Origin of the sequence: Hahella sp. CR1 (assembly GCF_029813005.1) — a bacterium.
GTDB lineage: Bacteria > Pseudomonadota > Gammaproteobacteria > Pseudomonadales > Oleiphilaceae > Hahella.
On record NZ_JAPELK010000004.1, the window covers coordinates 74,867 to 93,479 of the forward strand.

The 18,613-nt window shown below is 45.1% G+C and carries 19 protein-coding genes; 8 read left to right on the top strand and 11 right to left on the bottom strand.

Annotated elements, in window-relative coordinates:
* Positions 1–44: 44 nt before the first annotated feature.
* Both ONV78_RS10930 and pilB read right to left on the bottom strand, forming a co-directional pair.
* Positions 45–1,265 carry a type II secretion system F family protein gene (locus tag ONV78_RS10930; protein ID WP_279503162.1) on the bottom strand — a complete coding sequence of 407 codons (1,221 nt, stop codon included), beginning with the start codon at positions 1,263–1,265 and terminating at the stop codon, positions 45–47.
* Positions 1,266–1,268: 3 nt separating this feature from the next.
* Entirely contained in the window at positions 1,269–2,984 is a 1,716-nt protein-coding gene (gene pilB, locus ONV78_RS10935) for a type IV-A pilus assembly ATPase PilB (protein WP_279503163.1), read from the bottom strand.
* 319 nt (positions 2,985–3,303) lie between these two features.
* Between pilB and ONV78_RS10940 the strand changes: the two genes are divergently transcribed.
* The 7 genes from ONV78_RS10940 (at position 3,304) to ONV78_RS10970 (ending at position 11,223) form a co-directional block, all read left to right on the top strand.
* Positions 3,304–3,729: a pilin gene (locus ONV78_RS10940; RefSeq protein ID WP_279503164.1), complete on the top strand. Its 426-nt coding sequence runs from the start codon at positions 3,304–3,306 to the stop codon at positions 3,727–3,729.
* A gap of 173 nt (positions 3,730–3,902) precedes the next feature.
* Positions 3,903–5,834, top strand: coding sequence for a hypothetical protein (locus ONV78_RS10945; RefSeq protein WP_279503165.1), 1,932 nt, complete (start codon positions 3,903–3,905; stop codon positions 5,832–5,834).
* 35 nt (positions 5,835–5,869) lie between these two features.
* Positions 5,870–6,817, top strand: a complete 948-nt coding sequence (locus ONV78_RS10950; RefSeq protein ID WP_279503166.1) for a glycosyltransferase family 2 protein — start codon at positions 5,870–5,872, stop codon at positions 6,815–6,817.
* Entirely contained in the window at positions 6,818–7,696 is an 879-nt protein-coding gene (locus ONV78_RS10955) for a hypothetical protein (protein ID WP_279503167.1), read from the top strand.
* Positions 7,693–8,835: a glycosyltransferase gene (locus ONV78_RS10960; protein WP_279503168.1), complete on the top strand. Its 1,143-nt coding sequence runs from the start codon at positions 7,693–7,695 to the stop codon at positions 8,833–8,835. Before ONV78_RS10955 ends, ONV78_RS10960 begins: the two co-directional genes overlap by 4 nt.
* Complete coding sequence (gene asnB / locus ONV78_RS10965; protein WP_279503169.1) at positions 8,835–10,646, top strand: asparagine synthase (glutamine-hydrolyzing); 1,812 nt, start codon at positions 8,835–8,837, stop codon at positions 10,644–10,646. The genes ONV78_RS10960 and asnB overlap by 1 nt, the downstream gene beginning before the upstream one ends.
* 1 nt (position 10,647) lies before the next feature.
* Entirely contained in the window at positions 10,648–11,223 is a 576-nt protein-coding gene (locus ONV78_RS10970; RefSeq protein WP_279503170.1) for a class I SAM-dependent methyltransferase, read from the top strand.
* Here the strand turns inward: ONV78_RS10970 and ONV78_RS10975 are convergent.
* The 4 genes from ONV78_RS10975 to ONV78_RS10990 form a co-directional block, all read right to left on the bottom strand.
* Positions 11,216–12,334 (bottom strand): DegT/DnrJ/EryC1/StrS aminotransferase family protein, encoded by a 1,119-nt coding sequence (locus tag ONV78_RS10975; RefSeq protein ID WP_347815411.1) that lies wholly within the window; start codon positions 12,332–12,334, stop codon positions 11,216–11,218. The two genes, ONV78_RS10970 and ONV78_RS10975, sit on opposite strands and share 8 nt — an antisense overlap.
* Positions 12,335–12,339: 5 nt before the next feature.
* Positions 12,340–12,915, bottom strand: a complete 576-nt coding sequence (locus ONV78_RS10980) for an N-acetyltransferase (RefSeq protein WP_279503171.1) — start codon at positions 12,913–12,915, stop codon at positions 12,340–12,342.
* Positions 12,912–13,880: a Gfo/Idh/MocA family oxidoreductase gene (locus tag ONV78_RS10985; RefSeq protein WP_279503172.1), complete on the bottom strand. Its 969-nt coding sequence runs from the start codon at positions 13,878–13,880 to the stop codon at positions 12,912–12,914. The genes ONV78_RS10980 and ONV78_RS10985 overlap by 4 nt, the downstream gene beginning before the upstream one ends.
* A 105-nt stretch (positions 13,881–13,985) precedes the next feature.
* Positions 13,986–14,186 (bottom strand): SlyX family protein, encoded by a 201-nt coding sequence (locus ONV78_RS10990; RefSeq protein WP_279503173.1) that lies wholly within the window; start codon positions 14,184–14,186, stop codon positions 13,986–13,988.
* 401 nt (positions 14,187–14,587) lie between these two features.
* On the opposite strand from ONV78_RS10990, the gene ONV78_RS10995 reads away from it, so the two are divergent.
* Positions 14,588–15,064 (top strand): cold-shock protein, encoded by a 477-nt coding sequence (locus ONV78_RS10995; protein ID WP_279503174.1) that lies wholly within the window; start codon positions 14,588–14,590, stop codon positions 15,062–15,064.
* A gap of 45 nt (positions 15,065–15,109) precedes the next feature.
* On the opposite strand, the gene ONV78_RS11000 is transcribed toward ONV78_RS10995, so the two are convergent.
* The 5 genes from ONV78_RS11000 to ONV78_RS11020 form a co-directional block, all read right to left on the bottom strand.
* The gene (locus tag ONV78_RS11000; protein WP_279503175.1) at positions 15,110–15,505 is read right to left on the bottom strand and encodes a hypothetical protein; all 396 of its coding nucleotides are present in this window, start codon (positions 15,503–15,505) and stop codon (positions 15,110–15,112) included.
* Between the two features lie 3 nt (positions 15,506–15,508).
* Positions 15,509–15,811 carry a hypothetical protein gene (locus ONV78_RS11005; RefSeq protein WP_279503176.1) on the bottom strand — a complete coding sequence of 101 codons (303 nt, stop codon included), beginning with the start codon at positions 15,809–15,811 and terminating at the stop codon, positions 15,509–15,511.
* A gap of 31 nt (positions 15,812–15,842) precedes the next feature.
* The gene (dapE, locus tag ONV78_RS11010) at positions 15,843–16,994 is read right to left on the bottom strand and encodes a succinyl-diaminopimelate desuccinylase (RefSeq protein WP_279503177.1); all 1,152 of its coding nucleotides are present in this window, start codon (positions 16,992–16,994) and stop codon (positions 15,843–15,845) included.
* Between the two features lie 116 nt (positions 16,995–17,110).
* Positions 17,111–18,136 carry a 2,3,4,5-tetrahydropyridine-2,6-dicarboxylate N-succinyltransferase gene (gene dapD / locus ONV78_RS11015; RefSeq protein WP_279503178.1) on the bottom strand — a complete coding sequence of 342 codons (1,026 nt, stop codon included), beginning with the start codon at positions 18,134–18,136 and terminating at the stop codon, positions 17,111–17,113.
* Between the two features lie 75 nt (positions 18,137–18,211).
* Positions 18,212–18,562, bottom strand: a complete 351-nt coding sequence (locus tag ONV78_RS11020; protein ID WP_279503179.1) for an ArsC family reductase — start codon at positions 18,560–18,562, stop codon at positions 18,212–18,214.
* Positions 18,563–18,613: the final 51 nt, after the last annotated feature.

An 18,613-nucleotide genomic window follows, 5' to 3' on the forward strand; every position in this document is an offset into this window, starting at 1 on the left:
AAAAGACCTCGCCGGTGCGAGGTCTTTTGAGGATAAGTATTTGATTAGACCACAGAGCCCAATTGGAATATGGGGAGGTACATGGCGATGATCAGTCCACCGACCAATACGCCAAGCACAGCCATGATCATTGGCTCCATGAGGGCCGTAAGGTTGTCGACTGCGTCATCGACTTCCGCCTCATAGTGATCGGCAACCTTCTCGAGCATGTCATCTAACGCGCCAGATTCCTCCCCTATTGAGGTTAGCTGAACCGCCATAGCAGGGAAGACTCCAGTGCCCTTCATGCTGTATTGCAGCTGGGTGCCGGAAGATACCTCGTCACGAATTTTGTTGACTGCCTTTCTGAATACCGAGTTACCGGTTGCGCCTGCGACTGACTCTAATGCATCAACTAAGGGTACGCCGGCAGCAAATGTGGTGGCTAAAACCCTTGCAAATCTGGCGACAGCGGATTTGTGTAAGATATCCCCCATAATAGGAAGCTTTAGAATGTACTTATCTAAAGCGTCTGCAAATGCTGGCGACCTTCTCTTTGCTTCCGTAAAGGCGACCACTACAGCTATCATTATACCAAGGACGATATACCATGAACTCTGTAGAGCCTCAGACATATTAATAACTACCTGAGTGAAGGCCGGAAGGTCTGCGCCGAAGCCTTGAAAGAGTTCTTGAAACTGAGGGACCACTTTTATTAGAAGAATACCGGTAACGATAACTGCCACGACTAGCACCGCGATTGGATAGGTCATAGCTTTCTTTACTTTTTTCTTCAGGGTTTCTGTTTTCTCCAGATAAGTTGCAATTCGATCCAGCATTGTTTCTAGAGCGCCAGACTTCTCGCCTGAGTCAACTAGGTTGCAGAATAGATCATCAAAATATTTGGGGTGTTTTTTTAAAGCCCCTGCGAAGCTATTGCCAGCAGCCACTTCGTTTTTAATGTCTAGTACTAGTTCCCTTAAAGAGGGGTGCTCTAACCCGTCTGCGACAATATCAAAAGACTGAACCAACGGAACGCCAGCTTTCATCATTGTGGCCATTTGTCTAGTAAAAATAGCGATGTCAAAGGGTGTGATCTTCTTGGTATGCTTCCCTAATATACTCTCAGCTTTTTTCTTTACTTTTATTGGGTTTATGCCTTGTTTTCGCAGCTGAGCTTTAACTACTGCGACATTGGAACCACTTACTTCCCCTTTTGTTTTATTTCCTTTTCGGTCGGTGCCTTCCCAAACGAAGGTAGAACTCTTACTTGCTGCCTGGGCCATAATTTAATCCTTCGTTACACGGTTTGCTTCTTCTAGGCTAGTTACGCCCTCAATCACTTTTCTTAGCGCTGACTGCCTAAGATTTCTAAAGCCTTCTTTTTGCGCCTGTTTTGCCAAATCTATCGAGCTAGCCTCATTCATAATTAATTCTTGCATTGCAGGAGTTATCCTCACCACTTCATAGATGCCAACACGCCCTTTGTAACCATCTTTGCATTTACCACAGCCCTTGGGGGTGTGCAATGCAAAGCCGGTTTCAATTTGTTGGTCTGTGAAACCCTCCGCCTTTAGCACATCTGTGGGGACAGTAATAACCTGTTTGCATTCAGGACAAAGTCGCCTCGCAAGTCGTTGTGCAATAATTAAACTCACAGACGTGGCAATGTTGAAAGCCGGTACGCCCATATTGCGGAGCCGAGTTAGTGTTTCGGGGGCGCTGTTTGTGTGTAGGGTGGAGAGAACTAAGTGGCCAGTCTGAGCAGCCTTTATGGCAATGGAGGCTGTATCCAAATCACGAATTTCTCCCACCATCACTACATCGGGGTCTTGCCTTAAAAAAGCTCTTAGGGCAGAAGAAAAGTCTAAGCCAACCCGTGTATTGACATTAACTTGGTTTATACCTTCAAGGTTTATCTCGACAGGGTCTTCGGCTGTTGAAATGTTACGTTCAGTAGTGTTTAGGATATTTAAGCCTGTATACAAAGAGACTGTCTTACCACTTCCTGTTGGCCCTGTAACTAGAATCATTCCTTGTGGTTGGGCAAGCGCATCCAAGTACATCTTTTTCTGGTCTTCTTCGTATCCTAGCGCGTCTATTCCAAGTTTGGCGCTACTAGGATCAAGAATCCGTAAAACAATTTTTTCACCCCATAATGTGGGCAAGGTGTTTACACGGAAGTCAATTGCTTTGGTTTTTGAGAGTTTCATTTTTATGCGTCCGTCTTGCGGAACACGCCGTTCAGATATATCAAGCTGTGACATAACTTTCAGTCGGGCCGATAGTTTGGCTGCTAATTTTATAGAAGGCTTAGAAACTTCGTTCAATATGCCATCTGTCCTAAATCTCACTCGATAGGTTTTCTCGTAAGGCTCAAAATGGATATCAGAGGCCCCGCCCTTAATAGCATCCAACAGCATTTTATTGATGTATTTAACAATAGGTGCGTCATCTTGTTCTGCGCCTCCTCCATCATCATCTGCATCAACATCATCGCCTGCTGATATATCAATATCGTCTAGGTCAGTGTCTCCCAGGTCCCCTAGAGGCTGTTCATGGGATTCCAAATATTTATCAATAAAGGTAGATAGCTTGTCTTCTTCTACAAGTATGGCGTCGGTACCTAGGCCCGTGTGAAACTTGATTTCGTCAAGCGCTTGTAAGTTGGTTGGGTCTGCCACAGCAAGGAATAGTCGATTCCCCCGCTTGAATACGGGCAGTGCGTGATGCTTTCTGATCAGCTTTTCATCAACTATTTTGTCCGGTATCTGTTCAATTGCTATGCTGGAAAGATCCAGCAGAGGGACGCCAAACTCAGCTGAAGCTGCGTAAGCCAATTGAGTTGAATTAGCAAGCCCTCGTTTTACGATATGGCTTACGAAAGGTTCTTTTGCTTTTTGTGCGCTTTGCTGGGCTTCTCTTGCGATGCTTTCATCTAGCAAGCCATCCTGCACAAAGCGTCGCGCCAATCCTGTAAGGGGAGGAGTGATTTGAGTGTTCATTGCTACTTTTCAAAAACAGTGCCAGTGTAAAAAGAATGTTCTTTCAAAAGTTTAGAAGTAATCCGGCAGCTTGGAAAGGTGTGCTTGAGATTTAGTTTGAGAGGTGACAAAGTTTGTCACCCATGGACCTAATTCGTCATTCCTGGGCGTGGGCTTAAAGGGCTAGTCCTTTTTTCTTTAGGGGGCTAAGTTACTGACAATTAACAGAGAAGCTAAAATGGAATTAAGTTGGCACAGGTTGTGCTTTGTGTCAGATAAGGCGGCGGACGAAGCGCTGAACCGAAAATTATCTGTCGAAAGACGATTAGGAGAATGTTACATGAAAAGCATGCAAAAAGGTTTCACCCTTATTGAATTGATGATCGTTGTTGCGATTATCGGTATTTTGGCGGCAGTGGCGATCCCTGCTTATCAAGATTACACTGTGCGCACTAAAGTTTCTGAAGGTTTGTCCTTGGCTGCTGGAGCCAAAGCCGCGGTTGCGGAAACTCGTTTGTCCTTGGGGCGCTATCCTACGGCAACTAATGCAAGCTATGCGCTGGCTCCTTCCACCAGTATTATTGGGAATAATGTCGGGAGAGTGGCTGTGGGCGCCAGCGGAGAGATTACTATCACTTACAGCAATGATAATGCGATTTCAGGTAAAACAATGGTTCTTGTCCCATCCTTGACGGGCGGTGGCATTAAATGGGCCTGTACACGCGGTAGTGTAGACGATAAGTATAAGCCAGCTAACTGTAGATAAGGCTGGTTGTTTAAAAAAAGGCCTCCAAATGGAGGTCTTTTTTATTTGTGCTATATTAGTTATTCAAAGTATGGAGTGGAGCTGGAAGGTATATTTAAGTTAAAGTTCATTCGCTTTCTCATTTGTTGGAGATTGTCTTCTGTTATAACGCTAGTAATGGAGTTGTTTCTGAAATGCTAAAACCATTACGGTTTCATGCTTTTTTTCTATTTGCATTAGTCATTTTTTTATTCTTGATAAGCTTCATATATTGGCCAGGGTTAAATGGCCCTTTTTTGTTCGATGATTATCCAAACTTGTCGCCTATGAACAACTATGGCGGGATAACTTCTTTCGATAATCTTCTTCGATTCCTATTTGAGACGCAGGGATCTTCTGGCCGTTTTATCAGCCTGCTCACTTTTGTCATGAATGACCAGGCTTGGCCTGCCTCACCTTTTTCCCTCAAATCCACCAACTTGGCGTTCCATCTAATCAATGCTTTACTCTTCGTGTTGGTTGTTAAGCAACTGTTGACTCTGGTAAATTTTTCCGGTGGCGAAAAGTATAGGTATTATATCGCATTGATTGTTGCACTGATTTGGGCGCTTCATCCAATTAATGTGTCTACGGTCCTGTATGCAATCCAAAGAATGGCGCAAATCTCAACGCTATTCTCACTGATTGCAATGTATGTAACGCTTAAGTTCTGTTCTGAAAGTGCTCTGCATAGTAACCTTTGGGCGTGGGTGAAATATTCATTCGTCTTTGGGTGTATAGTGGTTGTTGGCGTTTTTGCTAAAGAAAACACGTTTGTAACGCTATTTATAGCGGGGCTTTGTATAGCTGTCTTTGTTTCTAATGCAGAGGAACGGTGTCACTACCGGTCGCTTTGGTTGTTGATATTTGTATTTATCCCGTTGTTGCTTTTTTCTCTATTTTATTTTTACTTTTCGGCAGAAACGATGGGTGCTGCCTGGCTTCGCAGACCTTTTACCATGGACGAAAGGTTGATGAGCGAAATGAGAATCGTTGCTAGATATATATGGTTGATAATAAGTCCGACGTCCGTTGGAGGGGGGTTGTATCATGACGATTATGACATATCCAGGTCGTTTACAGCACCGTTATCAACATTTTATTGTTTTCTTCTGAATGTTTTTATTATTGCTATAGCTATTGTCTTTAAAAAGAATAGGCTTTTTTTTATAGGGGTGCTTTGGTTTTATATAGGGCACTCGCTTGAAAGTACCTTTGTTCCATTGGAATTATACTTTGAGCATAGAAACTATTTTCCCATGATGGGGCTTTTTATTGCTGTTCTGGGAATGATTCAACCTTTGCTCGGTATGCAGAGATTGAAGTGGTTTTTTGTTGGGGTGGCGCTTCTTCTTTTGCCGCTCCTTGGTTTTTTGACGCAGCAGCGAGTACTTCTCTGGGGAGATGAAGGAAGGCTGTTTTATACATGGAGTAAAGAAAAACCTACATCTAGCAGAGCTCGATCACAGTATGTTGGCTACTTGGTTAATCAAGGCTACTTCGACGAAGCTAAAAAAGAGGCCCTTGATATTAGGGAGAAAATACCTGATGAGTTATCTAGCTATATTTTAAATATTTATATCGAGTGTATTTCTGGAGAAACCATAGAGGAAATTAGTGTTGCTAATGCAATATCTGTGGCAAGGGTTTCTGGCTATGAAAACTCTAGCTATGTAATGCTTCGCTCACTCAGTAAGCGGAATCTTGTTGATGAGTGTGGCGGCTTTTCTAATGTTGACATTCTAAGGGTGTTTCAAAGCATTGGGGATAATCCTAAATATATGGCGGGTGGGTTGTACGCTAGTAACTATTACTATTATCTTGGTGAGCTTTACTCTCGGCTGAGACAGCTAAGCCCTGCTGTTATTAATTTGGATAAAGCCTATGAAGCTCGCCCGAATATTACTTTTCCCTTGATTCAGGCTCAATGGTTGGCAGATGCGGGTCTATTTAAAGATGCTTATAGATACTTGGATAAGGCGAGAGCTGCACCTCCTCAAACGAGATATATAAAAGTTAGTGATGATTCGCAGATTCATAATGTGGAAAAGTACATCGAGAATAGTAAGTCTCGCTGGGAAAAATAGCATCTTACGTTATGGGTATAAGGTAAAGGTTATTTATGTATAAAGATGCAAGAGTATGTGTTGTTGTTCCTTGTTATAACGAGGAAACTCAAATTGCAAAAGTAATAGAAACTATGCCTGGCTTTGTTGATGGTATTGTGGTTATAGATGATAAAAGTCAGGACTCAACGTGTAAGGTCGTTGACGCATTAGCCAAAGCAGACTCTAGGGTTGAGCTGATTCGCCATGAAGTAAATCAAGGCGTTGGTGGCGCGATAGCAACGGGATACAAGTACGCAAGAGATAACAAATACTCTGTGGCTGTAGTCATGGCTGGAGACGGGCAAATGCACCCAGAAGATCTACCAAGCATTTTGGATCCAGTGGTGGCGGGAGAAGTGGATTACTCCAAGGGAAATAGGCTTTTTTCTGGAGACGCGTGGGAGATGATTCCTCGTGTCCGATATTTAGGTAACTCCATGTTATCTTTGCTAACGAAGATTGCTTCTGGCTACTGGCACGTTGCTGATTCTCAATCTGGTTATACTGCCATAAACTTGAAGGCCCTTGAAACGATACACTGGGATGAGATGTATAAGACTTATGGGCAGCCGAACGATTTGTTGGTTCGTTTGAATGTGTATGGGTTTAGGGTGCGTGATGTTCCAATAAAGCCAGTCTATGGCATTGGGGAAAAATCGGGTATTAAGCCACTGAGAATGATACCTAGGCTTTCTTTGTTAATTACTAAGCTATTTTTCTTTAGATTGCTTCAGAAGTACATTATCCGCGACTTTCATCCCCTCGTTTTCTTTTACGCGCTTGGTCTTTTTCTGTTTCCTTTAGGTATGCTTTCTGGGGGGTATTTGTTTTTGTATCGAATATTTCTGGGATCAGTGGAGGCTACGAGTGCTTTATTTAGTGTTTTTTTGGTGATCATGGGACTCCAGTTTTTGCTGTTTGCCATGTGGTTCGATATGGAAGCTAATAAAGACTTGAAATAGATGGTTTCCTCTAGAATAGTGCGAAGGGCGGTTGCTCTTCTGAGAGGAGTGTTTACTCCTCTCGCGCTTATTTTTCTTGCTTTCTATATTGTGAAATATAGAGAGCAGCTTTGGCGGTCTGTTTCCCTTGTCTCTCTTGATGAGTTAGCTATAGCTGTGCTTCTAATTCTGGTTAGTCATTTGGTGGCGCCTATTGTCAGCCAAAGAATTTTGGCGATAAATGGAGTAAAGGTTAGTTATAAGAAAGTTTTATATATCCACCTCTCTCGTCTCCCTGCAAGATATTTGCCCGGCGGAATCTGGCAAACTGTCACAAAGTTACTGGATTATGATCGACTTGGAGTTGGCAAAACGGGGTTGCTGAATATATTTTTATTTGAAGTGCTAATTTCCGTTATCACCGCTTTAATTGTTGGTGGTGGACTTATACTTCTAAGTGATGGCGAACTTTTTTACTTCTTTACCTCCATTCTTGTGATAGTTGCCCTGCTTGGGTTTTGTCTTGTATTTGTTCTAAGGGGGAGTATTAAGCTTTCTTGGACTATAGTAAGCCTGTCTTTGTACTCTATTGTTTGGTTGGGGTATGGACTTTCGTTTGCTATTTATGCAAGCGAGGCGTTGGGTTCGGATTTTAGTCTTTTAATATTAGCTGGCTCATATCTCCTCTCCTGGGTTGTTGGTTTTTTGGCCTTTTTTGCTCCTCAGGGTATAGGCGTAACAGAGTACGTCTTGCAGCTACTGATTGCGTTCAAGGGAGAGTTGTCCTTGGTCTTAGTGTCCCTATTTGGATTTAGGCTTGTCGTGTTGGTTGGAGATATGCTCGGTTGGATATTTTCCTTTCTTTTGAAATGGACGGGCTTGCGTGAGGAAAAGGTATGAGAGTGACTATTGTGACGACATCTTATCCACTCTCGTCGACCTCAGTTAGCGGTATTTTTCTGAAAAATTTGGTGGACAGATTAGATGAGCTGTTAGATTGTTATGTCGTATGTCCTGCGGATAAGGACGAGTGCGATATAACGAAGGTGGCTCAAGTTCGCTATGCGCCGTCAAAATTTAGATTTTTGTTCCATTCTTCAGGAGGATTACCTTCTGCTATTTCGCGGCATAAGGTATTAGGACCTTTGCTTTTGGTTTCTTTCATAATGGGAACCTTTTTTTCCTGTATGAGAGCAGCCAGGGCTACAGATGTATACTTTGCAAATTGGGCGTTGATGGGGGTGGTGACAGGTATGGTAGCTAAGCTGCTTGGAAAACCTTTGGTTACTACTATACGAGGCTCGGATACATCTGGCGGTAGGCTTAATAATTCGATATTGAAATTATGCTTTAAGTGTTCTGATGCGATAGTCTTTGTAAGCCAAGGTTTAAAACTACGCTATGACAAAGAATATCCTGAATATTGTAATAAATTTCACTTTATCCCCAATGGTGTCTCTACTTTTGATGGCATCCCTGAAAGGAAGAAGGAGATGCAAATAATTACGGTTGGGAGTTTAATTCCTAGAAAGGATATTAAAGTGCAGCTGGAGGCAGCGAAGCTTCTGTTAGAGGAAGGGCTAGGCTTTAAGTGGCTTATAGTTGGAGGTGGTGAACAATTCGAATCGATAAGATCCTTTATTTCTCGTAACTCCATGGAGGATCATGTCGAGTTATTGGGCGAGTTGCCTCATCATGAAGTTCTAAGATTGTATTCTGAGTCGCAGATATTTGTCCTTTCTAGTCTTTTAGAGGGGCGTCCTAATGTAGTTGTTGAGGCGATGGCAGCAGGGTTGTGTGTAATCTCGACCGATATTCTTGCGGTTAAAGATGTAATCACAGATGGAGATAACGGCCTTTTATTTCCCTGTGGTGATGCGGTAATGTTGAAGGAACTGGTTTATAGAGTGGCATTGGATCAGGAGAGGCGGGAGCTCATTGCGGATAAGGCGGAGAAGTGGGTTGTGGAAGAAAATCTCACATGGCGTTCAGCAGCAGAAAAATACAACCTTCTGTTCAGGGCTGTTGGGGCTGACTGATGTGTGGCTTTTCATTTGGTTATAGCCTATCAATGCATGAGGTCGAAATGCGTACTAATATGGCGCATTCCCTTAATTTGTTAAAGGAAAGGGGGCCGGATCAAGCAGGTTGTGTGCTCAGGGATGGGGCTATTTTTGGGCATCGTCGCCTCTCTATAATAGATATACACTCAAGCTTACAGCCGCTGACCGATGAGACGGGTCGCTATACATTGGTATTCAATGGTGAAATATATAACTATAGAGAGTTGCGTGGGGGCCTAAAGGACACTTGGACCTTTAAAACAGATGGAGACACTGAAGTATTACTGGCAGGGCTTGTGCTTGAGGGCGTCTCGTTTCTAAAAAAAATGGAGGGGATGTGGGCCTTCTGTTTGTGGGACTCTAAATTACGCAAGCTGCTCATGTCTCGTGATAGGTTTGGCAAGAAGCCTTTATTCTTTTCAACAAATGGAAAGGAGCTGTGGGCCAGTTCGGAGCTGCCTGCCTTAAAGGCTCTAATTCCTTACAGCCTGTCTGAAAACCCAAAAAGCTTAGTGAGCTACCTTGAGTATGGGTTTTGCCCTGCTGGGAGTACGTTTTATAGCGAAATTGGTGAGGTTAAACCTTCTCATTACATGTGGTGGTCAGAGGGGGCGGGCATTTCTTCAATGGCCTATTGGAACCCTTTTGATCATAAAATGGGGGGGGCGTCTTATGATCTTAAAGATTTATTGGAAAGCTCGGTTTCTAAACGTTTGGTTGCTGACGTCGAAGTGGGAGCTTTTCTTTCGGGAGGGGTAGACTCTTCGATCATTTCTTCAATTGCGGCTCGACATCAAAAGATTAAGACTTTCTCTATAGGCTTTAGAGATCCATCTTATGATGAATCTAAGTACGCACAAAGCGTGTCAGCCTGGATTGGCTCTGAGCACCACGCTGAGTATTACGAGGAGAGTGCAATAGGGGATGTTGGTGATTTAACGCTGCGTCGCTTGGGGCAGCCATTTGCTGATGTGTCTTTGGTTCCTTCAATGCAGCTGTGCCGTTTAGCAAGTCGTTATGTAAAAGTGGCTTTGTCTGGTGATGGCGCGGATGAGTTATTCTCTGGTTATCAAAGATACCAGGGGGCTGCATTACTTCAGATATACTTTAAGGCTCCTGTGATTGTTAGAAAGGTGATAGAGAAGCTTGTCCGAAGCCTGCCTGAAACCTATGTCCATCATAGTGCAAGTCTCTTGAAAAAAGCTCAGTTGTTTATTGCGCAATCAGAAAGTTATGAAAAAGGGGGTTATGTTGCGCCCCGAAACTGGCGGCGTTCTGAGGTGTATGAGCTATTTGGTTTGGCCGGTGAAACTCACCTAGAAGGGGCGGAGTTCGATCTTATAAAGAGTCCTGATGATATATTGGAGATGATGCACAGGGACGCCTTTAATTACATGGTCCAGAATATACTGCGAAAAGTGGACGCAGCATCAATGGATTCATCTCTGGAGGTTCGGTGCCCATTTCTTGACTCTAAAGTTGCTGAGGCTGCACTTCAGGCGCCTCTTCATATGCATAGGGGCTTATTCGCGGGTAAAAAATGGCTTAAAAGTTCTTGTTATTCACTGATTCCCAAATTTGTGTGGAAGAGGCGAAAGCATGGTTTTTCTGTCCCGGTGGGTGAGTGGTTGTTGTCCTCTCAGGCTAGAGAGGTTCTATTATTTAGTGGGCATGATCTTAATCAGAAGAGTATTGATAGGTTGCTCGCAGAACACTCAAATGGCAAGGATCATAGTCAGCGCTTATGGGCTTTATACATGTATTTGTTGTGGAGGCTGAAGGGGTAATATGATAAGAGAAAAGATTATACTTGAGCGGACTAAAGGAAAAAAAGTATTAGATATAGGGAGTGTTGGGCAGTCAGACGAATATTGCTTGTGGGCAATTTTGAAGAAAAATGCTCGTAGTTTGACAGGGGTTGATCTACCCAATGCGACAACAGTACTTGCTGACAAGTTTGATGTTTCGCCTCAGGGCTATGAGCATAGTCAAGACGATAAAATTGTATATGATAATATGGAGACAGTTGATTTAGGTGATAAATATGAAGTTGCTGTTGCAGGGGATGTGATAGAGCATGTAAGCAACCCAGGGCTTTTTTTGGATAATATTAAACGACACTTGGAGGAAGATGGCGAGCTGATTATTACGACTCCTAATGCAAAATGGTTAACTGTGCTATTTAAGCCTAATGCAACTCATACTCTTTGGCATGATATTTATACACTGAGAGCTCTTTTGGAAAGGCATGGCTATAGTATTACGTACTGGCGCTATTATGTTGGTAATAAGCCTTACTATAATTTCTTTAAGCGATTGCTTGCGTGGCGACAGCAAATATTGGTAATAGCCAAGCCTATATAGACTGGCTTTGGACTTTTTCGGATACGGTAATTAACTTCTCTATAACCTTTACTTGGTCGTTATATGTTAGGTATGGGCCAAAAGGTAGGCTGGCCACAGATCGGGATGCAATATTGCTGGTGGGGTGAGTCTTGTTGAATTTTTGGCTGCTCATTAACTGTTCCGGTATTGTTCGAGGATAGTGGATAAATAGAGGCGTCTCATGCTGTCTCATGAGTTCTACTACCAAGTCCCTGTCTTTATGAATGAGAACCGTATATTGGCCAAATACATGGCTGTTTTCATCTCTTGTCATGGGAAGTGTTAATGACGATGCGCTCTTTAAGTGCTTATGATAGTTGGCTGCTTTTCCCTCGCGTAACAAAATTTCATCGTCTAGGATATTAAGTTTTTCTAGGAGTACTGCTGCCTGGATGGTATCTAAACGACCATTAATACCAAGCCGAGTGTGGTTATACCGCTCAGACTGGCCATGAACTCGAATTTGTCTCAATGCCTCAGCCAGGTCGTCGTCATCTGTAAAGCATGCTCCACCATCACCATAGCAGCCTAGAGGTTTGGTGGGAAAAAAGCTTGTGCAGCCAATTGTGGATAATGAGCACGACTTTCGGCCATGATGCGTAGCCCCAAAGCTTTGTGCAGCATCTTCGATTACTGGCAGGTTGTGTTTTTGAGCAATATCGTTGATGCTTTTGAAGTCTGCACATTGTCCATATAGGGACACGGGCATAATGGCTTTAGTTCTCTCCGTTATAGCAGACTCGATTTGGGATGCGTCAATATTATATGTTTTCGGATCTATATCTACGCATACAGGAGTTGCGCCTAAGAGCAGTATGACCTCTGCTGTTGCATAAAAGCTAAAGGCTGGAATAATAACTTCGTCATTCGGTTTTATTCCTAGCGCCATGAGTGACATTAGTAGTGCATCTGTACCGCTTGAGCAAGTTATGCAGTGCTTTACACCTACATAATCCGCAAGCCTCTCCTCTAGTTCATATACTTCTGGCCCCATAATAAACTGTCCATGCTCTAGCACACTTTGTATTCTTTTATTTACATTTTTCTTTATGTGCTGGTACTGCATCTGTAGGTCTATGAACTTCATCATATATGTTACTTTCGAGTAAGGGTGTCGGTATTAAGAGTGTAAGAAAAATTGGTTTTTGGGCAGGTGTACTCGCCGAAGCCTTCTAGAGGTAACGGAATTCTCTCACCGTATTCGCTCATCCATCCTATTTGCTTGGCGGGAACCCCTGCCATCAGAGCGTAATCCTTTACATTTTCCCTAATTACTGCGCCTGCTCCAATAAATGCGTACTTTCCGATGGTTACTCCACATACTATTGTGCAATTGGCTCCTAATGTGGCCCCTTGCTTTATATGGGTGGTTCTATATTCGTCCTTTCTGGAAATGGCCGAGCGAGGGTTGTAGACATTAGTGAATACCATGCTCGGACCGCAAAATACATCATCGTCCAGTTTCACACTGTCGTAGACTGAGACGTTGTTCTGTATTTTTACGTTGTTTCCTATGAGGGCCTTACCGCTAATGTACACATTTTGCCCTAGCGAGCAGTTTCGACCTATGTGAGCGCCGCTGCATACATGGGTCCAGTGCCAAATCTTTGTGCCTTCACCAATTATTGCGCCAGTATCAATTATAGCCGTGTCGTGTACGGTGACATTCATAGCTTATTCTTTGCAAAAGGGTGGGGGGATGAAGGAGAAGGGCGGCATTTGCTATTCCGAATGTCATGAACAATTTGTATGGCTGTTCGAGCGTCATCGATACCAAATCCACCACCAGAGAGAATGTCTTTATAACTCTCTGTGTGAAGGTCTGTAAACCCACCAGAAAACTCAATTTCTTCGCCGTCAACCGTTATTGAACGGTAGGTTCTTTGTCCATTGGATACACATTCTTCTGGTAGATCGTTCTCGTCAATGGATAAATACCACCTAACATTTGCATTCTCGTACTCTAGATAACCAGAAGCTTTCGTTGGAGAATATAAGTGAACTTCATTTCGTTGTACTTTACCGAAAAGCCAAAACAGCATGTCGAAAAAGTGTACACCGATGTTTGTTGCAATTCCGCCGGACTTTGACTCATCTCCTTTCCATGAAGAGAGATACCAGCTTCCACGTGATGTGACGTAAGTTAGATCGACCTGGTGCTTGTGGGGCTTTTTCTCTTTTTGAATGCTTTGCCTTAAGGTAAGTAAAGCTGGATGTAACCTAAGTTGTAAGATGTTATATACTTTTCTGCCGGTTACTTGCTCAATCTCCTGTAGGCCATCTAGATTCCACGGGTTCAATACTATTGGCTTTTCGCAAATGGCGTGGGCTCCAGAACGGAAGGCGAAGCGCACATGGGCGTCATGTAGATAGTTTGGCGAGCATATGGAGACGTAATCTAGGGACTCATTAGAAAGGGGGAGACGTCTTAGCTTTTCAATGTGTCGATCAAACCTTTCGAATTCTGTGAAGAAACGGGCCTCCGGAAAGTAAGAGTCGATAATTCCGACGGAGTCACTCTTATCTAGAGCAGCAATGAGCTTGTTGCCAGTATCCTTTATGGCCTTCATATGCCTTGGAGCAATGTATCCAGCTGCGCCAATTAAAGCGAAATTTTTAGGTTGGTCACTGTTCATGAGAGGTGCTTTCAATAACGTATTTGAATTTAAGGGATAATTTATTCTACATATACTTATTAAAACTTCTGTGCCAAATTGTATATGAGAAAGGAGGGGCTGTTTTTAGTAGTGCGGAGGCGGCCCCTCTTCTCCATCTTCAGGCAACAGCTCTCTCACGCTCTCAAGTTGTTCGCGCAGGTTACCCAGCTGGCTCTCCAGTTTTTCAATCCGCCTGTCTTGTTGGTAGATCGTGTCGTTGAGCGATGTGATCAGGTCGTCCAGGAAAGCAAGCTTGGTTTCCAGGTCGGTGACTCTTTGTTCCATTCGTTAGCCCTTAACCTCAGTCGAACGTCTGGTAGGAGCGGGCGGCCGAAAAATATAGGCCATAAGTCATAAAGTTGTACCCGCGTACTACGTAATATATGTCTCGATTTGCTATTATAAGGACTTCTTAGATGATTTCGATTCTAAATCATCGAGAGCAGAGCGTTCGGAGAAGCCTTTTTTATTTTGTCGGTCGCTTTTTAGTCTAGCTGGTTTTCTAAAGATTTCCGCCCGGGTCTATATGCTGACCGAACCGGCGCTCTGATGTTTAGGCTTGGTGGAGGGGGCTTTCGGTATCATCCATGCCGTATTCGGAATGATATGAAACACACTCGTAAGTCTCTCCATCTCAGCCATTGGGGTGTTTTTTGTTCCAAAATAATTATTTGTAGAGTTAATAAATGAAAGATAATAATTCAGTAAAAATGATGATTGCAGTGATTGCCGGTCTTATTCTTCCTATCGTGCTTGGCGTTGCGCTGAGTCTTTTCGGTATGCAGCCCACTTTTTCCTTCATGGCGGACGGCAGTGGATTAACGAGCCTCTTAACTTCTGGTGCAGGTATTGGCGTTTATTTGATCACAGCTGCGCTATTCATTCTGGCTGGCTTTTTGCCGGCGATATTGTCTGGAAGCTCGGAAGAGGCTTATGAGGAAGATAACGCTAATGACGAGCGCGAGTCGGGTATTGTTAAGTGGTTTAATCCGAATAAGGGATTTGGCTTTATTACGCGTGAAGGTGGCGATGACATATTTGTTCACTTCCGCTCAATTCGGGGAAGAGGTCATCGTTCTTTGCGTCAGGGACAGAAAGTAAGGTTTCGGACAGTAGAAGGGGATAAAGGCCTTCAGGCGGAGGATGTTTCTCCCGTTCGCTGATAGCTACTTTACAGGTAGACGTTAAAAGGGCGGTTTAACCGCCCTTTAATCTTTCCAGTTACACTGTTTCTCGCCGTGCTGATTAATTTTCCACCACAAATCAGGCGCATCTTCTTCCTCTTCTTCGATCCAGCCGCTTGCAGAGCAGCGCACCTCTTTATTGAGGGCTGAGAATGCGCTGCGAGCACAGTCCAGATCTGTTTCCCAGGGGGTGGAGGAGGAGTCGAACCAAACGCTTGTGAAGCGTTTGCCGGAAGCTTTTTCAACAACGATGACAGGAATGTCGGCTCCGTTATAGTTGGTGTGGATCTTGTGTGTGTTTCCCTCCACCAAGGGGGCTCCCTTAATCGTCAGATGTTTCTTTAGCCATTCGCATATATCTGGAAGATTTGTGTCCAGAATATAGATTTCGATATCGGGATAGCGGGGGGGATTTTGCATATATCAGGACTCTTTCCGGTTGCCACTGTCGTTGGCGAAATTGGATAAACGTATAATAAGTAAGCGAATATAGCCATACGCCGCCATTACTAGGCCTAAAATAAGCAGCGCAAGCACGATCAGGTTTAGCAGGTCTTGAGGCAGTGTGGCGGAGTGCGTCGCATTGGAGATCACCAGCGTCGCCATGGCGCATATTGCTGTGACGCCTCCGCACAGAAAGCACTGAAAAGCGCGCGCCTGATCGTAATCCCGTTTTCGCAATCGCTGCATCAGTCGCTTCATGATACTGGGATTGGGCGAGGTCATAGGCTCAGCTCCTGCCTGCTAATTATTGAGTCTACTTAGAGTCGACTACCAGTAATTCTTCCAGAATATGTTCATAAATGCTGCTGAGTTGGTCAATTTCGCTGACCAGAACCTGTTCATTTATGCGGTGTATGGTTGCATTGCAAGGCCCCAGCTCCACTACCTGTGCGCCGGTTGGTGCGATAAAGCGTCCATCTGACGTTCCGCCGCTGGTGGAAAGTGTCGTATCAGAGCCGCGAACATGTTTGATCGCTTTCTGAGTGGCTTCGATTAATGGCCCTTTGCTCGTCAGGAAGGGCTCGCCATATAGGCGCCATTCTATATCGTAGTCCAGGCCATGCTTTTGAAGAATCGCTTCACTTCTTTGCTTGATGATATCTGCGTTTAGTTCGGTCGAAAAACGCAGGTTAAACATGACGTTGAGTTCGCCCGGAATCACATTGGTGGCGCCGGTTCCGCCATTAATATTCGAGATCTGCAGACTAGTGGCGGGAAAGAAGTCATTGCCCTCGTCCCATTTTTCATTCGCTAACTCGGTCAGTGCTGGCGCGGCTTTGTGAATTGGGTTGTCGGCGAGATGAGGATAGGCGACATGTCCTTGAATTCCTTTCACTATGAGTGTTGCGCCAATGGAGCCACGACGACCGTTCTTAATGACGTCGCCAACAGTATGGGTGCTGGAAGGTTCGCCGACGATGCACCAATCGATGACTTCGCCTTTGTCGACCAGATACTCCACTACCTTAACCGTGCCGTTCACTGCATGGCCTTCTTCATCGCTGGTGATCAACCAGCCAATGGAGCCCCGATGGTTGGGGTGTTTTGCAACGAAGCGCTCGCAGGCGGTCATAAAGGCCGCCAGACTTCCCTTCATATCTGCGGCGCCTCTACCGTGTAGCACGCCATCTTTTACTTCGGCGGCGAAGGGAGGGTGCTCCCACTTTTCTTCCGGTCCTGTGGGTACGACATCGGTGTGGCCGGCGAAAACAACCAATGGGGCTTGAGAGCCGCGTTTGGCCCAAAAATTTTGCACCTCTCCGAAAGGGAGGTCCGTTATTTCAAATCCGATGGTTTGCAACCTCTGACTTAATAGGTCCTGGCAGCCTGCGTCATGAGGAGTGACGGAAGGGCGCCTGATAAGGTCCACCGCCAGTTCCAGAGTAGGGGAAAGGGAATCGGTCATGATGCGCTCAACGAGTAATGGGTTGCGATTGAAAATAAGGCGGACGACTGGGAGTCTGTCCGCCTTGCTGCATTTTATATCATTCGAGGGGAGGGGAGTCCCCTGCCGCATTGATATCAGTTATTCGCGTGCAACGCTTCGTTCAACTGAATCGCGGTTTTATTGGTGACGACTTCGATTCTGCCTGTTTCAGAGTTGCGGCGGAACAATAAGTCATTTTGGCCAGCTAGTTCACGGGCTTTGACGATTTTTGCAACTTCGCCTTTGTCATCCATTACCGCCACTTTAGAACCAGCGGTGATGTACAGGCCAGCCTCAACTTTGCAGCGGTCGCCCAGAGGAATGCCAATCCCGGCGTTGGCGCCGATTAATGAGTTCTTGCCGACTGAGATAATAATCGCTCCGCCGCCGGACAGTGTGCCCATTGTGGAGCAGCCGCCGCCAAGATCGGAGCCTTCGCCGATCATTACGCCTGCAGAGATGCGGCCTTCGATCATGGATGCGCCTTCGGTGCCAGCGTTAAAGTTGACGAAGCCTTCGTGCATGATGGTGGTGCCTTCGCCGACATAGGCGCCGAGCCTGACTCGGGCGGTATCAGCGATGCGTACGCCTTTGGGTGCTACGTAGTCAGTCATCTGCGGGAATTTGTCTACGGAAAATACGCGCAGGGTTTCACCATTGGCGCGAGCGCTCAGTTGACGTGACGAAAGTTCATCAATGTCGATAGCGCCCTGTGATGTCCAGGCTACATTGGGAAGTAGGGCGAAAATACCTTCCAGATTAATCCCATGGGGCTTCACAAAGCGATGGGATATCAATTGCAGCTTCAAATACACTTCGGGTGTGGAAGAAGCTTTGCCGTCTTCTTCAATCATGACGGCTACTGTCGGGCGTTTTGAGTCACGTAACGCCTTGGCGGTTTGCGCTTGTTCGGGCTGGTTTGCCTTGTCGAACGCAGCGGCCAGAGCTTCCAGCTTTTGAGCGTCAAGCTCCAGCGTCTGGTTGCCGCCGGCGTAGCCCAGTGAATCCTTCAACAGCTCTTTTACTTCTGCAGCGGGATTCCACAAGGGAGCGGCGAAATAGGTTTCAAGCCAGTCTCCTTTGCTGTTCTTGGCGCCTACGCCAATGCCAAATGCCAACATGATAGTACCTTCTTTGTTTAGTGTTTAATGTCTTGGAATGGTCTGTTGCTCCGGTGCCGGGAGACGGCAACTCGTTCAGGCGTATTTTTCCAGTTGGGATGGTGTGAAGCCTGTAATGATGTCTCCTGATGGCGTCTCGATTACCGGGCGTTTGATAACGGAGCTGTGCTCCGACAGTAATTCTTTTGTCTTGGCCCCTGATTCTATATCGGACTTATCTGAGTCCGAGAGTTTGCGCCAAGTGGTCCCTCTTTTGTTGACTAACGTTTCCACGCCCACTGCGTTAAGCCAGGCTTCCAGGTTGTCTTGGGGAACGCCGGACTTTTTAAAGTCGTGAAAAGTATATTCAATACTATTGGCTTCCAACCACTTTCGGGCTTTCTTTACGGTGTCGCAGTTGCTGATTCCGTACACTTTCAAACTCATTGGACCATTTCACCTGTTGTTTAACGGTTGTACCCGCTTTGAGTTGCGCGC

Bases quoted from the DNA above. Each gene is read 5' to 3' on its own strand.
- ONV78_RS10930 (WP_279503162.1), bottom strand. From the start codon at position 1,265: ATGGCCCAGGCAGCAAGTAAGAGTTCTACCTTCGTTTGGGAAGGCACC.
- ONV78_RS10995 (WP_279503174.1), top strand. From the start codon at position 14,588: ATGAAAGATAATAATTCAGTAAAAATGATGATTGCAGTGATTGCCGGT.
- asnB (WP_279503169.1), top strand. From the start codon at position 8,835: ATGTGTGGCTTTTCATTTGGTTATAGCCTATCAATGCATGAGGTCGAA.
- ONV78_RS10980 (WP_279503171.1), bottom strand. From the start codon at position 12,915: ATGAATGTCACCGTACACGACACGGCTATAATTGATACTGGCGCAATA.
- ONV78_RS10985 (WP_279503172.1), bottom strand. From the start codon at position 13,880: ATGAACAGTGACCAACCTAAAAATTTCGCTTTAATTGGCGCAGCTGGA.
- ONV78_RS10940 (WP_279503164.1), top strand. From the start codon at position 3,304: ATGAAAAGCATGCAAAAAGGTTTCACCCTTATTGAATTGATGATCGTT.
- dapD (WP_279503178.1), bottom strand. From the start codon at position 18,136: ATGTTGGCATTTGGCATTGGCGTAGGCGCCAAGAACAGCAAAGGAGAC.
- ONV78_RS10990 (WP_279503173.1), bottom strand. From the start codon at position 14,186: ATGGAACAAAGAGTCACCGACCTGGAAACCAAGCTTGCTTTCCTGGAC.
- pilB (WP_279503163.1), bottom strand. From the start codon at position 2,984: ATGAACACTCAAATCACTCCTCCCCTTACAGGATTGGCGCGACGCTTT.
- ONV78_RS10955 (WP_279503167.1), top strand. From the start codon at position 6,818: ATGGTTTCCTCTAGAATAGTGCGAAGGGCGGTTGCTCTTCTGAGAGGA.
- ONV78_RS10945 (WP_279503165.1), top strand. From the start codon at position 3,903: ATGCTAAAACCATTACGGTTTCATGCTTTTTTTCTATTTGCATTAGTC.
- ONV78_RS11005 (WP_279503176.1), bottom strand. From the start codon at position 15,811: ATGACCTCGCCCAATCCCAGTATCATGAAGCGACTGATGCAGCGATTG.
- dapE (WP_279503177.1), bottom strand. From the start codon at position 16,994: ATGACCGATTCCCTTTCCCCTACTCTGGAACTGGCGGTGGACCTTATC.
- ONV78_RS11020 (WP_279503179.1), bottom strand. From the start codon at position 18,562: ATGAGTTTGAAAGTGTACGGAATCAGCAACTGCGACACCGTAAAGAAA.
- ONV78_RS10960 (WP_279503168.1), top strand. From the start codon at position 7,693: ATGAGAGTGACTATTGTGACGACATCTTATCCACTCTCGTCGACCTCA.
- ONV78_RS11000 (WP_279503175.1), bottom strand. From the start codon at position 15,505: ATGCAAAATCCCCCCCGCTATCCCGATATCGAAATCTATATTCTGGAC.
- ONV78_RS10970 (WP_279503170.1), top strand. From the start codon at position 10,648: ATGATAAGAGAAAAGATTATACTTGAGCGGACTAAAGGAAAAAAAGTA.
- ONV78_RS10950 (WP_279503166.1), top strand. From the start codon at position 5,870: ATGTATAAAGATGCAAGAGTATGTGTTGTTGTTCCTTGTTATAACGAG.
- ONV78_RS10975 (WP_347815411.1), bottom strand. From the start codon at position 12,334: ATGATGAAGTTCATAGACCTACAGATGCAGTACCAGCACATAAAGAAA.